The sequence below is a fragment of the Mariniflexile sp. genome (genome assembly GCF_052728615.1).
On the sequence record NZ_JBFVFE010000005.1, the window covers coordinates 65,551 to 83,338 of the forward strand.

Sequence of the window (17,788 nt, forward strand, 5' to 3'; positions counted from 1 at the left end):
TTTTTCGTGCCTCAAAAAAGGATACCGCTGCAAATGCAAAGCATTCACGATTTCGAATTTATCAAAATAACATGCATGGGTAATCCCCAACGCACGGACATTACAGTATAAAATTAACTAAATCGACTATTAAGCAAATTTATGCTCTTTTTTTTCTGGCAAAGTCAAGTGGTTCCCAATAAAACGATTCTAAAATTTAACGTCCAAATCCAGTCTTATTCGGTCGCCAGTTTCTTTTGCAGTTCCAGAAGTTATAAGCTGATTAACTTTATAGTATTTTAGGGTTAATTTGATGTTTTTATCAAGTAAATAGCTTCCAACCAATTCAACACCTTTAAGATTTGTTAAACGCCCATCTGGAGAATTAAAAGAGGAGTAGTCCCATCTTGCCCAGTCATTTTGTGCAAGAAAATCAACAGCGGCATACTTTTCCAAATAGCTATAAGTCACTTTAAAGGCATAATCAGATTTTTTACTTAAATGTCCAATATTTAAGCCGGTAACGAAGCCCCTCTTTTGGTTTTTTAAATTTGGTGCAATGGAATCATTACTTCCATAATTTTTCAAGTTGTTGTAATAATCCAGTTCAAGATTCAAATCATGGCTTTTCAGTAAGCTAATATTTGTGCCTATATTAAGAATAGAATAGTCAAAAACAAAGGTTTCGGCACCGTCGGGAATATTGGGAATGTTTTTAAATTGATACATCCCTCCGTATAATTTAGCTTTTTTGTCCAATAATGATGTTGCGATTTGTAGCCCCTGGAAATAACTGTCTTTATCTAAAGACGTTCCGTTGGTTCTTAATATAAAATGCCCGCCACTTAGGTCTAGGTTGTTCAAAACACCTGTTTGCATTTTAAATTTCTTTTTCAAGAAAACCCCTTCCGGATATACGTTGTCGCTCCAAAACAGTTCGTTTTGTTTCTCAAACGGAAAGGTGTTTTTTCCAATCCAAAAGGCATAACCGTCTTGTTCGGCTTTAAAGTAGATTTTTTCAAACCCAATAGGTAGGATGTTGAACTCACTAAAATCATCACCTAAAGTAAGTTGTGGGTCTTGTTGCTTCATAGGGTTTCCTGTTCTGATCCTGGCACCAAAAGAGGCCCAATGGTTGTAATCATATTGAAATCCTGCCCTTGCTTTGTAGCGCCAGCGTGTTCGGTCATCCCTAAAACTGCCATCCGATTTTTTTGAATTCCAATCTTCTTCAACTCGAAATCTGAAATCCGCATTAAACTGTAATTTTGAAGGTGTTTCGTTTTGGCTCATCAATGTGAAGGGCCATGAAATTAAGAACAGAAAAAATATAATTCGTAAGTGCATGTTACTAGATCATGTGTTTAAATAAGGACTGGTTTAAATTGCATATAGAACTCATCTCGACTTTTTCTATTTCCTAAAAAATGGCTAAAATTCGTCCATATTTCGTTACCTTTTTATGCGTAGCGATGCTATGCCTTTCAAAAAGTGCCTCATCTGAACAAATTTTATCTCGTTTTCGGTTAAAAACAAAAAGGCAAGATAAGTTCATATAATATTTGAACAAAATAATTTGATAAACAATATTTATTTCAATAAATAATTTTTTAAATCTTCATAACTAGAGATAACCACCGCTTCTTTTTCTTTCCCCATAACCGATTGAATTTGCTCTGGTAACGCTTGTTTTACTTTAACCACTGCTTCAACCACATCTAAAAATTTTGTAGGATGTGCGGTTTCTAAAAACACGCAGTGTGCGTTTGGTTTTTCTTTTAAATAGGCTTTGCACCCTAAGTACCCAACAGCTCCGTGTGGGTCGGCTACGTAGTTGTAATTATCAAATATTTCTAACATGGCGGCTTTGGTTTCTTTATCTGAAAAACTGTAAGACGACATGTTTTCTTTCAAACTCCTGAAATTGTTTTTGTAGATTTCCTGAATACGGATAAAGTTACTTGGCGCTCCCACATCCATGGCATTGCTAATGGTCTGTACCGAAGGTTTTGGTTCGTATAGCTGCGATATTAAATAACGGGTTACCACATTGTTCGCATTGTTTGAAGCTACAAAATGGCTAATGGGCAAGCCTAATTGTTGTGCCATCATGCCCGCGCACACATTTCCGAAATTGCCGCTTGGTACCGAAAAAACAATGTCTTTGTGCTCTTTATGCAACTGTTTATAAGCAAACATAAAGTAGAACAATTGTGGTAACCAACGTGCTACATTTATAGAATTGGCAGAAGTTAACTGCATGTTGTTTGTTAAATCTTCATCTAAAAAAGCGGTTTTTACCATGTTTTGGCAATCATCGAACGTGCCATGAACTTCCAAGGCTTTTATGTTTTGTCCAAGGGTGGTAAGTTGCATTTCTTGAATAGCGCTCACTTTACCGCTAGGGTAGAGTATCACAACGTTTACACCTTTAACGCCCAAAAACCCATTGGCTACGGCACCACCGGTATCACCAGAAGTTGCCACTAATACAGTGACTTCCCTGTCGTTATTTTGGTTAAAATAGCCTAAACTGCGCGCCATGAAACGCGCACCAACATCTTTAAACGCCATGGTGGGTCCGTGAAACAATTCTAAGGTAGAAATGGTATCGGTGAGTTTTACAACGGGAAAATCGAACGATAATGTTTCTTCAACAATCGTTTTTAAAATAGCTTCCGGGATGTCAGGAGATACGAATTGTTTGATGGCTTCAAAAGCGATTTCTGAATGCGATAAGTTATCAATATTTCCAAAAAAGGTTTTGGGAAGTGGCGTAATGGTCTCAGGGAAATACAAGCCTTTATCCGGCGCAATACCTTTTATAACAGCGTTTTTGAAAGTAGCGTTTGGAGCTTTATGGTTTAGTGAATAGTAGTTCATGTTTCGTTTATTCCTGAGAAGGCAGGAATCTGTTATTAGTAATTCGTAATTATATTTTTAATTTAAAGTTTTTCATTGAACAGCTTGCTTCTCCCGATAGCTATCGGGACGTGCCTCCTACCATTGACAAGTATTTTATATATTTGATTTTCAATTATTTAAATATCACTCAAATTTTAAAAACACCCCTAAAGTCTCCTTCAGGGGACAATCCATACTTTCAAATTTTCAGTTTCAAATTCAATTTAATTGTCAACAATATCGCTTGATATTTTTTTTTTGTCTGTTGCCTCGCAATGACTATTTTTATAATATTTTTACTCCTTCGTTGTTAATTTTAGAAATATGAATATCGAACTCAATTCCTGTTTTAGAGTAAACGGATTTCATGCTATCGGCTACTCTTTTAGCAGATTCAATACCCTTACTTAAAGTAAATATTGAAGGTCCTGAACCTGAAATGCCCGCACCCAAGGCACCGGCTTTTAAAGCTTCGGTTTTTACTTCGTTGTAATGTGGGATGAGCTGGCTTCTATAAGGCTCTACAATCACATCGTGCAGTGATTTTTGAATCAAACCATAATCGTCGGTGTGCAACGCATGGATTAAACTTCCAAAATTCGCCCATTGTGTTATCGCGTTGCTTAACAACACCTCTTTAGGAAGAATGGCTCTAGCTTCGGATGTTTTTATTTCAATTTGTGGGTGAATGATAGTGGTGTACAAATCATCTGGTGATGGAATTTCCAATACGTGTAAAGGAGAAATGCTTTTAACCAAGGTGAAACCACCAAATAGGGCAGGGGCAAGGTTGTCGGCATGCTCGCATTTGCTGGCCAATGCCTCGCCTTTTATGGCAAATTCGGTCAATTGGGTTTTGTTGTATGGTCTTCCCAAAAGTTCGTTCATTCCAAAAACACTGCCAACCGCACTGGCGGCACTGCTTCCAATACCACTACCAGGTTTTATGTTTTTATGGATTTCAATTTCAAATCCGCAATCGGGCTTAAAAGCTTCGTACATCGCTAATGCTGAAACACCGGCTACATTTAGTTCTGCTTCATAAGGCAAATCGAATCCTTCAATTTTAGTGATATAAATCCCTTTTTTATCGATTTTTCTAATTACCATGTCGTCTCCAATACTGTCCAAGCAAAAACCTAGCACGTCAAACCCACAAGCGACGTTGGCTACAGTGGCTGGTGAAAATATTTTTATTTCGTTCATTTTCTATAGAAAAAAGAAAATAGAGAAAAGAGGAAAGAAAAGAGAAAATATAGAAAAGAAAAGAGAAAAAGGAAAATGGACTTTATTGCGGTGTCTTATTTCCCAATTCTTCATTCTCTAATCTTTACGCTCTCATCTTTATTCTCTTTTCTAAATTCTCATGTCTTTTTTAATCATTTCCAACTCTAATAATATCGGCGAACAAACCAGAGGCGGTTACATCGGCACCCGCTCCAGCACCTTTAATGATCATAGGCTGTTCTGGGTAGCGTTGCGTGTAGAACATCACGATATTATCTTTTCCTTTTAGGTTATAAAACGGGTGGTCGTTAGGTATTTCCTGTAAACCAACACTTGCTTTGCCATCGTTAAATTGTGCCACATATTTTAATTGGCAATGGTTCGCTTTTGCGGAAGCATATAACCCCTGGTAATGGGCTTCGTCTTTAATAAGGGTTTGGTAAAAATCGTCCACCGAATCACTTTTCATACCAGAATCTGATAAGAAAGGTGTGTTTTCAATATCCTCTAAATTCATCTCCACACCGCTTTCCCGTGCAAGAATCAGTATTTTCCTAGCCACATCTACGCCACTTAAATCGATTCTTGGGTCTGGCTCCGTGTAACCTTCGGCAGCCGCTTGTTTAACCACATCGTAAAACTTGGTTGAATCGTTAAAATTGTTGAATACAAAATTTAAACTACCTGATAACACCGCATGGATTGACGTGATTTTATCGCCTGAAGCTATCAAATTATTTAACGTATCGATAATAGGTAAACCAGCGCCCACATTGGTTTCAAACAAATAGGGCGCATTGTATTTTAGCGATAAACGCTTCAATAATTTATAATTTCCATAATCGCTGGAACATGCAATTTTATTACACGCCACCACACCAATACTTTGGCGTAAATATTTTTCGTACAAACCTGCAACATATTTATTAGCAGTAACATCCACAAAAATACTGTTGCGAAGGTTTAAGGCTTTTGTGTTCTCGAAAAAGCCATCCAAAGTTGCTTGCTCACCGTTTTCCAATTGCTCTTTCCAATGGGTTAAATCGATACCTTCTTCACTAAAAACCATTTTTCTGGAGTTTGATAATCCCGCAACGCGTAAGTTGATTTTTAGGTTTTCTTTTAAGTATTTGCGTTGTTGTTTTATTTGCTCTACCAGTTTTTCGCCCACATTGCCAACGCCCGTAATAAATACATTAAGTTGTTTGGTTTTGCTTTCAAAAAACTGTTCGTGCAAGGTGTTCAAGGCTTTTTTAACATCGCTTTGGAGAATAACTGCCGAAATGTTTTTCTCGGAAGCTCCCTGGGCAATCGCTCTGATATTAATATTGTTTTTACCCAACGTGCTGAACATTTTACCGCTAATACCTTGGTGGTTTTTCATGTTATCGCCCACTAAAGCGATGATAGACAAGTCTTTTTCAACAATAATCGGGTCTATTTTATGTAAAGCGATTTCATTATCAAAGGTAGCATCAATAGCTGATTTGGCTACCTCGGCATCATTTTCATCAATTCCCAAACAAATGGAATGCTCAGAAGAAGCTTGCGTAATTAAAATAACATTAATCTTTTCCTGCGAAAGTGTTTCAAACAAACGTTTGGAAAACCCGGGAATGCCAATCATACCACTTCCTTGGAGCGTTAATAGAGCAATATTCCCAATGTTACTGATGCCTTTTACAGGCGATGTAGAAATAGTTTCTTCATTGGAAATAATGGTGCCAGCAGCTTCGGGTTCTAAAGTGTTTTTAATGTGAATGGGAATATTCAAGTCCAAAACCGGTTGTACCGTTGGCGGATACAGCACTTTAGCGCCAAAATGCGATAATTCCATAGCCTCTTGATAGGAGATTTTCTCGATAGGGTAGGCTTGTTTTACCAATTTCGGGTTGGTTGTGAACATACCGCTAACATCGGTCCAAATTTCCAATTGCTCCACTTTTAAAGCCGCAGCAACTATGGCCGCAGTAAAATCCGACCCGCCACGGCCCAAAGTGGTTTGCTCTTCTATTTTTGATTTTGATATAAACCCGGGAAGTATGGTGATTTGTTGGGATGCCGTATTAAAATATGCCTGCAAGTTTTTATTGGTAATGGCATAATCAACTTCCGCTTTGGTAAAGTTAGAATTTGTAACCATGAGTTCCTGCGAATTCTTGCTTTCAGCAGACAGACCACGGTTTTTCATGGTTTCAGCTATGATGTAAGACGATAATAATTCGCCAAAACTCACCAATTTATCGGATGTTTTGGGGGATAATTCATTGATTAAAAAGATACCATCCAACAGACTTTTAAGTTCGTTTAATTTTTCATCTATAAAAGCTATAATGGGAGAACTTTTTTCAAGATTAAGCTCATTAACAATATTAAAATGGATATCTTTTATTAAATTAAACGTATCAATATATGCCGTGTCCTTATTTTGTGCTTGTTTACCCGCTACAAGCAATTTATCGGTAATACCGCCAACTGCCGACACGACGCAGACCACTTTATTTTTTTTAGCATAATTCTCTAAAATGCCAATAACGTTATTTATGTTTTTTGAAGAACCTACCGACGTTCCTCCAAATTTTAAAACCTTCATGTGTTTTAATGAATTGATGATTTAAATGAAATATTAAAGATGTTGTAATTGTAAAAATCACAAAGATAGCCCAAAGAATATATAATTAGCAACCCCAAAGGGTGGTAATAATAGTAGTGGTTCCAAAAATGTTAGCATTCCTTTTTACAGAAAAAATAAGGGTAGTACTGGTATTTTGGTTTGAATGATTCATTGTACCTTATGTAGTAGAATCCAAAAGTATTACATTTCCCCTTATAAAAAAACTAAAATTTCTTTTTTACGGTATTCTTATATTCCTAGAACTTTCCTTTAATATTATTAGCTTTTTAAAATAGGAATTGAAAAATCTTTAATAATCAAGAGTGATTTTATGGTTTTTTTTTTGAACTGAAACCAGATCAACTCCCACAATAATAATTAAAAATATCGTTTAAATACATATTTATACGATAAAATGTAATTTGTATAGTTATTTTCATATATTTGCAATGTTAATTCATATAAAATCCTTCAAGATGACACCCCAAATAGGCTTTAAAAGAAATTTTGCGTTTCCATTCTTATTTTTCACAGTCCTTATTCAGGCTCAAACCAACATTCCGGTTGTCGGTCAATTAACTTCAAAAATAAAAGGAATTGAACTGCCAAATGTGACTGGTAGTGCTGGTTTGAACAACACGACCAATGAAATTGATATGACCGGCGAGATTATAGATACTAAAGAGTCCGCTGTTATAGAAATGGGGTTTGTTTACAGTACATCTGTAGAGCTTCCAACCATTTCCGATACTAAAATTACTGTTGAAATGGGTAACGAAACATTTAGTAATGCCTTAGGAAATTTATTGAACAACACTATTTATTATGTGCGGCCTTATGCTACGAGCGTTAACGGTACCTCTTATGGCAACCTGAGTACCATCGATACCAGTACATTGTCCAATATCAAAATCGACTTAAAGGCCAGAATTAAAACCTATCCCAACCCATCAACCAGTTATATTAGTCTTTCGGGTTTAATGGAAACAAAAAATTACATTATTTACAACATGACAGGTAAAGAATTGATGAGAGGGAGCATATCTTATAACAACAAAATCGATGTACGGTTTTTAAACAACGGTTTGTACCTTTTAAAATTAGAAGACTTTGAAATAATTAAGTTTATAAAGGAATAACCGTATTTAAATTCCAAAATCTAAAACCCAAAATCAATCCTTGACTATATGAGTTAAGGATTTTTTTATGTTAAGTTATCGTTTGGTTCGCAGACTGAAAGTCTGATTCGTGAAATTTGCGTAAAACACATAAAACTTTTATAATTAATTTGCGACCCGAGCGATAGCGAATAGGCGAAGCAATTTGCGGTTAAAATTTTTTAGAAGCCAAATCGAAATGAAATAAAGTCCATAATTTTTACTAACTAATGAGACCAATAAACTATTAAAATGCGTAATATTAGTGTTAAATAGAAATACCATTTTTATATGAAACGAGCATGTTAAAAGCATTATCACCCAAGGGAATGATTAATGGCGAACAGTCCCGATAGCGGGATGAACAATAAAAAACAAATAATATAAACAGATGAAAATATTTTCCAAAGAACAAATTTATGAAGGCGACCAGGTAACGGTAGAACGTCAAAATATTTCATCAACCGATTTAATGGAGCGTGCCGGAGCGCAAATTTTTAATTGGATGCATGCACGTTTGCAAGGAGCCCAAGTGCCCATTCATATATTTTGCGGCATTGGCAATAACGGTGGCGATGGCTTGGTATTGGCACGATATTTAATTTTAGACGGATATAACGTAAAAACGTATGTCGTAAATTGCAGCGACAAGCGTTCCAAGGATTTTTTGGTCAATTACGACCGTATTAAAAATTCTACAAAACAGTGGCCCATACTTTTAAGTTGTAAAGAAGATTTTCCGGAAATAAACCCGGAAGATATTATTGTGGATGCCATTTTTGGCATTGGGTTAAACCGGCCTGTTGATGGTTGGTTAAAAGATTTGTTTGTTCATTTTAAGGAAACGAAGGCCTTTACATTATCCATTGATATTCCTTCTGGCTTGAGTACAGATAAAGTACCAACCGATGAAGATGCGGTGGTTTGGGCAGGTTATACTTTAACTTTTGTTACCCCTAAATTGGTATTCTTTTTACCTGGAACCGCAAAGTATAGCGTACAATGGGAAGTTTTGGATATTGGTTTGGACATCAATTATTTATCGGAAACTACAACAGAAGCAGAGTTAATTGGAAAGCACGAAGTATTGTCTCTATATAAGCCAAGAGATAAATTTTCGCATAAAGGACAATTTGGCCATAGCTTGATTATGGGAGGTAGTTACGGCAAAATTGGCGCGGTTATTTTATCGAGCAGAGCCGCTTTGTCTTCTGGTGCGGGTTTGGTTTCTGCGTATGTTCCAAAATGTGGGTATGTCCCTTTACAGTCTTCATTCCCCGAGGCTATGGTGATTACGGATTCTGATGAAGAAAAAATAACCAAAATGGATTTCAATATAGCGCCAACTGTAATTGGATTTGGAATAGGAGTAGGGACCGATGCTAAAACCATCAAAGCCTTTGAAGAATTTTTAAAGAAAAACAAAACGCCGCTCGTTATTGATGCCGATGGTATTAATATATTGGCACATAAGAATACTTTATTGAAATTATTGCCAAAAGAAACCATATTAACCCCACATCCAAAGGAATTAGAGCGATTGATAGGCAAATGGAAAGACGATTTTGATAAGCTAAAGAAAGTAAAAAATTTCTCAAAAAAGCATAACTTAATTGTTGTGATAAAAGGTGCCAATACCATTACGGTATATCAACAGAAACTTTATGTAAATTCCACAGGAAACCCAGGATTGGCAACCGCAGGAAGTGGCGATGTATTAACAGGAATTATTACAGGTTTAATTTCACAAGGCTACAGCCCATTAAACGCCGGTATTTTTGGGGTGTATTTACATGGAAAATCGGCAGATATTGCAGTTGAGGATTACGGTTACCAAAGCTTGATAGCAAGTCATGTTATTGACTATTTAGGCGAAGCTTATAAAGATTTGTTTAAACAGCCAGAGCAATCGCCGGCTCAAGTGGAAGAGGGAAAAAAATAGGCTGCGCTGCTTTAAAAAACTAGCCAGGGATATGATATAAAATCATTCGTGTATCCGTGGCAAAATTTAAATGTTCAATGAAGTAAACAATTCTGTTAAGTCAGCACTAGAAGGTCTTGGTGCATCTGGCGTTACAATATTTCCATTGGGGTCTATGAGTATAAAACGAGGAATCCCTTTTATTTTATAATCCAAAACAAATTGCGATTGCCACCCGTTGGGCGCAAATAATTGAATGCCACTTAATTCTTTATCGGCAACCATCGCCTTCCAATCTTCGCGGGCTTTATCCCAAGAACCTCCGTGGCTTCTATCGTCATCAATAGATAAACTTACAAACTGTATGTTTTTTCCATGGTATTGTTTTTCTAAAGCTTTTAAAGATGGAATTTCCGCTTTACATGGCCCGCACCAAGTTGCCCAAACATCAATATACACATATTTTCCTTTTAAATCGGACAACGATGTTTTGCCTCCTTTATAATTTTCATAGCTTTCAAATACCGGAGATGCTGCACCTTTGGGTAATTGGGTTTTTAAATCAATGGATTCAGCCAAATACCCTTTGTAGAAATTCAGCATCGGCTCTAAATCTTTTTTCAAGCCATTGGTTATTAAGGTATCCACATTTTTGTTTGAATCGTAAAAATCGGTAAGCGTCTTCTTGTATTCAACAAATTTAGCCTCTAAACCATTCATATCTAAATCGCTTAAAGCCTTTAAATCGAATAATTTTTCCTGCATTAATCCATTTTTGGCTAAAAAATTGCTGTGTTCAGAACCAGTTCCAGAATACGCAATGGTTTCATCAAACTGCTTGATATCTAAAGTAAGATTGATATCGAATCCGTTTCTTAAAAAAATGGAACCCGATTCGTTACCATCATATAAGTTGTAAACACCGGCTTCTACATTCAAAGTGTCCTTAAAAGTACCGTCCGCATTTACTTTAATCGTTTTGGAGTAAGTGCGCGATCTAACCACAAGGGAATCACTATTTTGATCGGTAATTTTTCCAGATAAGGTAACATAGTTTTTAGGTTCTTCTTTGCAAGCTAGTATAGCAATAGCGGCAGTTAATAAAAGTAGTTTTTTCATGTGTTTATGCTTATTGTTTTTTATCCCGATAGCTATCGGGACTGTTCGCCATTAATCATTCCCTTGGGTGATAATGCTTTTAACATGCTCGTTTCATGTATGTTTTTTTTTGTGAACCCAAAAATAGAGATTTAATAATTTTAACCCTCAAATTTTGTTAAATATTAACATTTGTTTGAGTAATTTGTAATAAATATTTGTTTTTTTTTGAATGAAACTAAATTTGAATGTCCGCTGAATACCACATCATATCCCATAAGGTCTTGGATTTAAACACTATAAATAGTATGGTGTCTGAACGCAAAAAGTTCCAACTTTCCGGTGATTCATCTAAAAGAATCGTGGATTGCAGACGTTATTTAGATGAGAAGCTGAAAACCAGAAGCAAGCCTTTATATGGCATCAACACGGGGTTTGGTGCGTTGTACAACGTGAAGATTTTAAAGGAAGACTTAACGGTGCTTCAAGAGAATTTAGTGAGGTCGCATGCCTGCGGAACAGGTAAACGTGTGCCCAACTCCATTGTAAAACTCATGCTCCTTTTTAAAATACAGGCATTGGGTTACGGGCATAGTGGCATTCAGTTGGAAACCGTACTTCGACTGATCGATTTTTACAACAACAGTATTTTGCCCATTGTTTTTACCCAAGGGTCGCTAGGTGCTTCGGGCGACTTAGTACCACTGGCACATTTGTCTTTACCTTTAATTGGGAAAGGAAATGTGATTTTTAATCGAACAATACTGAAATCAAACAGTAATAAAATATTTGTACCCGCATGGCTATCGCGACTGTCAGCGAAGCGGTCTTGATTCTTCCCCGGACAACAATGATTTTTAAATAGTCATTAAAAACCCAGTTAAATTCTCACTTCTTTTTAGCTTTAGTTTTTTACGCAGTCTATAGCGGGCCAATTCAACCCCTCCGTTCGAAATATTCATGATTTCTGCAATTTCTTTGGTAGACATGTTGAGTAATAAATAAGTTGACAAATCAAGCTCTCGAGGTGATATATCGGGATATTTTTCCTGTAACCGTTTTAAAAAATCAAAATGCACATTTTTTATATGTTTTTCTAAATGTTTCCAGCTTTTATCTGTATTCACTTCCTTTATGATGCTCTTTTTTAACTTGCTTAATTGAAATTTGTTGTCCTCATTTAAGGTCTCCACATCCATATCCTTCAACTTATTTATAATTCCATTTAAAACTTTATTTTTTTTAACCACTTGCAATGAATTGCTTACAAGCTCTTTGTCCTTGGCAAGAATTTTTGTTTGGAGCTGCTTTCTGTTTAATTTCTCTATTTCCTTTTCCAATTCATATTGTTCTTTTCTAATTTTTGTTTCCTTTTCTAAATAAAGTTTTCTTTGTTCAATGGTCTTGTAGTATTGCTTTTTTCTCAAAATCCTTTTTTGAACCACAGAAAGGATATAAAAACTTAATAAAAAGAGCAACAAATAAAAAATATAAGCTAAAAAATGTCTGTACCAAGGCGGTAAAATGCTAAACGTAAAAACGGCTGCATCAGATTCAATACCATAACTGTTTTTTACCTTAACATTCATTTTATAGTCGTTTTCTCTAAGATTGGTGTATTCTTTAACAGCCAATGTAGACCAGTTGCTCCATTGTTTATCAAAAGGGTATAACTGATATGAATACTGTATGCTTTCAGAATTTTCAAATTCGGGAGAAGAAAATGTAAACTTTACATTATTGGATTTATAAGGAATGCTTAGTGCTCTTGATTTTTCTTGCGGATTACCTTGAACAAAAGTATGGCCCCCATAAGAAAAGCTCCTTATAAATACATTTGGCTTATCAGCATCCATAGGCAAAAACTCTGAATCATAGAGTGCCAACCCATTAATTAACCCAATAAAAAAACTTTTTGAACCAATAGTATTTACGGACAGATAATTAATAACCATATTCCCGGTTAAATTTGCAAATGGCTCAATGATATTTGTATAATCCCTGTTTTTGTTTTTCATTAACAAGCCTAAAGACTCATCAAAAGTGTACCATAAATTACCTTTGGGGTCTTCTGTCATTGAATTGATTACAGGCGTGTTTTTAAATAGGGAACTTATTTTTTTATCTTCAAAAAACAAATCTTGCCCCCGAGAGTAGGTGTAAAATTTATTGTTTGATTGAAAATAAACTTCACCGTTTATTTTTTGTAAACTATTTATTTGGCGGTCGGTTTTTGTTAAGTTTGAGATGGCTTTTATAGAGTTGAAAGTCTTTAAATCATCAGAAATTTCCATCTTATAAAGTATTTGGTCCCTATGGAGCCATAGGTAAGTATCATCCAATTCAAAAGAGTTTGACGATTGGTTAAATCCTGCAATTTGATTTTTATAAACCAATCCATTTTTTGTTTTTTCAAAAATGGCAAACCCTCCATAGTTTGAGCCAATTACAATATTTGGGCGGTTAGGCACTTCTTTAAACCCAAAATAGCCAATAGGATCCAAAATTTTAATGACCCTGTTGTTATCAATAATCAATGCACCTCTATTGTTGGAACAGATTAGCTCATTGTCTATTACCTGAATGTTCCATGATTGTGCTGTGGTACCTTCAACCAATGTAAAAGTGTCATCCAAAAATGAACGGTTTAAACTGTGGTAAAATACACCCTGATTGGTTGCTACATACAAAAAATCCTGATGGACTACCGAAGCATATACGGTGCTTAAATTATGGCTAGAACCAAAATAAGTGAAGGGCGAGTTAATGTTGATATACGATATACCATTGTCAAGACCCAGCCAAAGGTTGTTTTTGTTGTCAATAAACGAACTGAGGATCGTATTGTTTTGAAGCCCTTTTTTAAGATTGATGTGCTGGATTATTTTACCTTCAAAATCACAAATAATCATGCCATCCAATACAGAATTCAATATTACGGATTGCCCATTGATGGTTCCTCCTAAGCCACTGTTTTTTTTAATAAACACATTGGCCTCGGTTTTCCAAACGGATACTTCTCCATTTTCATAAACAAAAAGACCCTTTTCTAAAGTAGCAATCAGTAATCTGTTTTTCGGAATAGCAAAAATGCCCCATATCTCAGAATTGTTAAAAAAAGTTGTGCCTTTTACGGGAGCTAGAATTCCGTTCTCGTATTGAAATATTCCTGATGCTATGTCTTGAAAGTAAAGTTTGTTTTCTACTTGAAAAGAAAATTGGAAACGGTTAGGGGCTTGCAATATTTTTAATGTATCGTTTTTAAAAACATAGGCCATTTGAAAAGATTGGAAAATAACTTCATCATTAAAAATATGTATTTTCCAAATAAAATCGGCTAATTTAGAATCTACGCTGCTAATTAACTTTGACAACGAAACATAAGTTAAATTACCATTATCATCCGATTTAAAGTATCCAAATTCGCTATATCCACCAACATAAATCCTACCTGTACTATCATCAATTTTCACACTCCTTATATTGGCTGTGTTGGGTATATTGTAATTGCGCCAAGTGGTGCCGTCAAATTGCAAAAGCCCATTGTTGTTGGCAAAATAAACATTCCCATTGTTGTCTTGGTCTATACACCAATTTTGCGTGCCACTTTGGTAATCTGTTTTTTGATAATTCTTAATGTTAGGTAATCCCATGTTTTTGTTCTGGCCATTAAATAACGCCGAGACCAATAAAAAGCCAATTATTAAAAAATGGGATAGAATTAATTTCTTAATATTTTTTTTGAATGGCATAGCGTGTTGTTAAGTTGTTTTTTGGCTACAAATTGTAAATATTAGCCAATGTAGTGTTATAATGTAAAATTAACAAAATATTAATAATATAATTATAATTTTAAAATACTAATAATCAATTAAATAAAAATTATATGATGTGTTTTTATATAATTAAAATATTAACATGATGTGTTTTTGTAATAAATTTTAAATTTTAAATTCACATTATTTGATGTAATTTTATATCGAATTAACAATTCATTCAACTTAAACTAACTTAAATTAATAAAAAATGAAATTAAAAAAACTCTATGTTTTATGTTTTTTGTCCCTACTGTTCTCCATATATATGGAGGCTCAAAACCTTGTAGTAAGAGGAACGGTATTGGATGAAAGTGGTTTGCCTGTTCCAGGGGCTTCTGTTATATTAAAGGACACTTCCAAAGGAGCGAGTACAGATTTTGATGGTAAATTTGAATTAGAAGCTCCTTCCGGTGGTACACTAGTAATTAGTTATATTGGTTATACAACCGTTCAGGAGCTTATAAATGGGAGAAAAGAAATTACCGTTACTTTGCAACCAAGCCAAGAGGCTTTGGACGAAATTGTAGTAGTTGGTTATGGTACTCAAAAGAAGAGTGTTGTTACTGGCGCCATTTCGAGTGTAAAGGCAAGCGATCTTGAAAGCTTGCCCATCCAAAGGATAGAACAGTCCCTTCAAGGTAGAGTATCGGGTGTAGTAATTGCATCAAATTCTGGTCAACCAGGATCTTCATCAACGGTAAGGGTGCGTGGTATTACCACTTTTGATACTTATGGGGGTAACAGTCCACTTTGGGTAGTAGATGGCGTTATTGTAGATGGTGGCGGTATTGGATATTTGAATCAGTCTGATATTCAGTCCATTGAAGTATTGAAAGATGCAGCTTCCTTGGCAATTTATGGGGCACGTGCAGCTTCTGGGGTGCTTTTGGTTACTACCAAAAGCGGTCGATCAGGAAAAGTAAAGATAAATTACACCGGATTTACAGGTATTTCGGCACCTGCCAAAAGGTTGTCTTTATTAAATGCTTCGGAATATGGCGGTTTAATGAACGAGAAATCTGTTGCGGCAGGCGGGTCGGTTCTTTATCCAAATTTAACGGCTTTAGGACGAGGAACAGACTGGCAAGATTTGATTTTTAACAACTCGGCTATGCGTTCTTCGCATGAAATTAGTTTGAGCGCAGGTAATGAGGTCTCGACTTTCTATGCTTCCTTTGGTTTATGGGATGAAGAGGGGATCGTTTCAACGGAAATCTCAAATTTTAACAGAAAGAATTTCAGATTGAACTCTACCCACAAAATATCAAAAATATTTACGTTTGGGCAAACATTGGGTTATGCCCATAAAACGGAGGTAGGTTTAGGAAATACAAACAGTGAGTTTGGAGGGCCTTTAAGCTCAGCTATAAATCTAGATCCCTTAACACCGGCAGTGGTAACCGATCCTGTAATTGCAAATTCGCCTCCATATAGCACAAATCCTGTGTTTAGGGATCCAAACGGAAATCCTTATGGGATTTCTTCTGTGGTTGCCCAAGAAATGACCAATCCATTGGCATATATCCAAACTAGACTAGGAAACTATGGTTGGTCTGATGATATTGTTGGAAATGCCTTTTTAGAAGTTAAGCCTATGGAAGGTTTGGTAGTTAAATCCTCAGTTGGGGTTAAATTGTCATATTGGGGCAGTGAAAGTTATACACCGGAATTTTATTTAAATGCCAATAATTCCAGGTTATTGAATGGATTAAGTAGAAACAGGGATAAAGGTTTTGGTTGGAATTTGGAAAACACGGTTTCTTACAGTAAACAAATTGAAAAACACGACTTTACGGTCATGTTAGGACAAGGGGTTTACGTTGATAATATTTCTAGTGGTGTAAGTGTATCGTACACCGATTTACCTGTTACCTATCGTAAGGATGCTTCATTTAATTTTGATATTCCAGCAGATCAAAAAACGGCTGGTTCATATACAGGAACTGAGCGTAAAGTGGTTTCTTTATTTTCCAGGCTAAATTATAATTACGATGAAAAATACATTTTTACGGGTATTATCCGTCGAGATGGTTCATCAAGATTTGGACTGAACAATAGATATGGTATTTTCCCCTCTTTTTCTTTAGGATGGAATATGTTTAAAGAAGACTTCTGGAAGGAAAACGCTGTTGTAGATCAACTGAAAATTAGAGGGGGCTATGGTATTGTTGGTAATGATGGGATTCCGGATTTTGGATATTTAGCGCTTATTAGTGGTGGTAGAAATTATACATTTGGCCAAGATGGAATTAATATTGAAACCGGTTACAGCCCAAATGCGCCGGATAACCCAGATTTGCGTTGGGAAGAAACAGCGCAAGTAAACATTGGTTTTGAGGCCAAATTGTTTAATGATTTAAGCGTTACCTTTGATTATTACAAAAAAACAACATCTGGTATTTTGCAGTATAATGATATACCAGGTTATGTTGGTGCTACCGGAAGCCCATTGGCAAATGTGGCAGATATGGAAAATTCAGGTCTTGAATTGGAATTGGGGTATCGTAAAACTATTGGTAATTTGAATTTTTCGGCTAATGGCAATATTTCATCATTAAAAAATGAGGTTACTTTTTTAGGTAATGATAAAGAATTCATTACGACCGGAATTGGATCGTTTCAGTCCATGGGGCCCATTACCAGAACGCAAGTTGGGGAAGCCTACAATTCCTTTTATGGGTTTAGAACCAATGGCATTTTCCAAAATGCTGCCGATGTAGCGGCTTATACGAATGCTGAAGGAAAAATAATCCAACCAAATGCAAGCCCTGGCGATTTTAGATGGGTAGATACTAACGGCGATGGAAGCATAACCGATGATGATAAAACCTTTATTGGTAGCCCCATACCGAAATTAACATTCGGTTTAACATTAAATGCAGATTACAAGGGGTTCGATATACTGGTATTTGCACAAGGTGTTTCAGGAAACAAAATTTTCCAAGGCCTACGCAGATTGGACATTCCAACAGCCAATTATTCATCTGTGGCCTTAAGTAGATGGACAAGGGGAAGGCACTTCAAACGACTTTCCACGGTTAGTAGATTCAGATCCCAATGGTAACTTTAG

10 protein-coding genes are annotated in these 17,788 nt (G+C 35.8%); 4 read left to right on the forward strand and 6 right to left on the reverse strand.

All coding sequences use genetic code 11. From position 1 onward, the window contains the following. Positions 1 to 189 precede the first annotated feature (189 nt). From ACU1LP_RS03600 to thrA, 4 genes are all read right to left on the reverse strand, one after another. Entirely contained in the window at positions 190 to 1,326 is a 1,137-nt protein-coding gene (locus ACU1LP_RS03600) for a putative porin (protein ID WP_445735583.1), read from the reverse strand. Between the two features lie 243 nt (positions 1,327 to 1,569). Next, positions 1,570 to 2,862, reverse strand: coding sequence for a threonine synthase (gene thrC, locus ACU1LP_RS03605; RefSeq protein ID WP_445735584.1), 1,293 nt, complete (start codon positions 2,860 to 2,862; stop codon positions 1,570 to 1,572). Positions 2,863 to 3,168: 306 nt separating this feature from the next. Next, positions 3,169 to 4,089, reverse strand: coding sequence for a homoserine kinase (locus ACU1LP_RS03610; protein ID WP_445735585.1), 921 nt, complete (start codon positions 4,087 to 4,089; stop codon positions 3,169 to 3,171). 169 nt (positions 4,090 to 4,258) lie between these two features. Continuing rightward, positions 4,259 to 6,703 (reverse strand): bifunctional aspartate kinase/homoserine dehydrogenase I, encoded by a 2,445-nt coding sequence (thrA, locus tag ACU1LP_RS03615; protein WP_445735586.1) that lies wholly within the window; start codon positions 6,701 to 6,703, stop codon positions 4,259 to 4,261. A gap of 497 nt (positions 6,704 to 7,200) precedes the next feature. Here thrA and ACU1LP_RS03620 point away from each other — a divergent pair, with 497 nt between their 5' ends. Then, positions 7,201 to 7,863: a T9SS type A sorting domain-containing protein gene (locus tag ACU1LP_RS03620; protein WP_445735587.1), complete on the forward strand. Its 663-nt coding sequence runs from the start codon at positions 7,201 to 7,203 to the stop codon at positions 7,861 to 7,863. A 409-nt stretch (positions 7,864 to 8,272) separates the two neighbouring features. Next, entirely contained in the window at positions 8,273 to 9,823 is a 1,551-nt protein-coding gene (locus ACU1LP_RS03625; RefSeq protein ID WP_445735588.1) for an NAD(P)H-hydrate dehydratase, read from the forward strand. Positions 9,824 to 9,889: 66 nt separating this feature from the next. Here the strand turns inward: ACU1LP_RS03625 and ACU1LP_RS03630 are convergent, their stop codons facing one another. Next, on the reverse strand, positions 9,890 to 10,921 hold the full coding sequence (locus ACU1LP_RS03630; RefSeq protein ID WP_445735589.1) for a TlpA family protein disulfide reductase: 1,032 nt from the start codon (positions 10,919 to 10,921) through the stop codon (positions 9,890 to 9,892). 227 nt (positions 10,922 to 11,148) lie between these two features. On the opposite strand from ACU1LP_RS03630, the gene ACU1LP_RS03635 reads away from it, so the two are divergent. Continuing rightward, positions 11,149 to 11,733, forward strand: a complete 585-nt coding sequence (locus ACU1LP_RS03635) for an aromatic amino acid lyase (protein WP_445735590.1) — start codon at positions 11,149 to 11,151, stop codon at positions 11,731 to 11,733. 24 nt (positions 11,734 to 11,757) lie between these two features. Here ACU1LP_RS03635 and ACU1LP_RS03640 read toward each other — a convergent pair whose 3' ends face one another. Beyond that, on the reverse strand, positions 11,758 to 14,553 hold the full coding sequence (locus tag ACU1LP_RS03640; RefSeq protein ID WP_445735591.1) for a triple tyrosine motif-containing protein: 2,796 nt from the start codon (positions 14,551 to 14,553) through the stop codon (positions 11,758 to 11,760). Between the two features lie 373 nt (positions 14,554 to 14,926). Here ACU1LP_RS03640 and ACU1LP_RS03645 point away from each other — a divergent pair, with 373 nt between their 5' ends. Beyond that, complete coding sequence (locus ACU1LP_RS03645; RefSeq protein WP_445735592.1) at positions 14,927 to 17,782, forward strand: SusC/RagA family TonB-linked outer membrane protein; 2,856 nt, start codon at positions 14,927 to 14,929, stop codon at positions 17,780 to 17,782. Positions 17,783 to 17,788 lie beyond the last annotated feature (6 nt).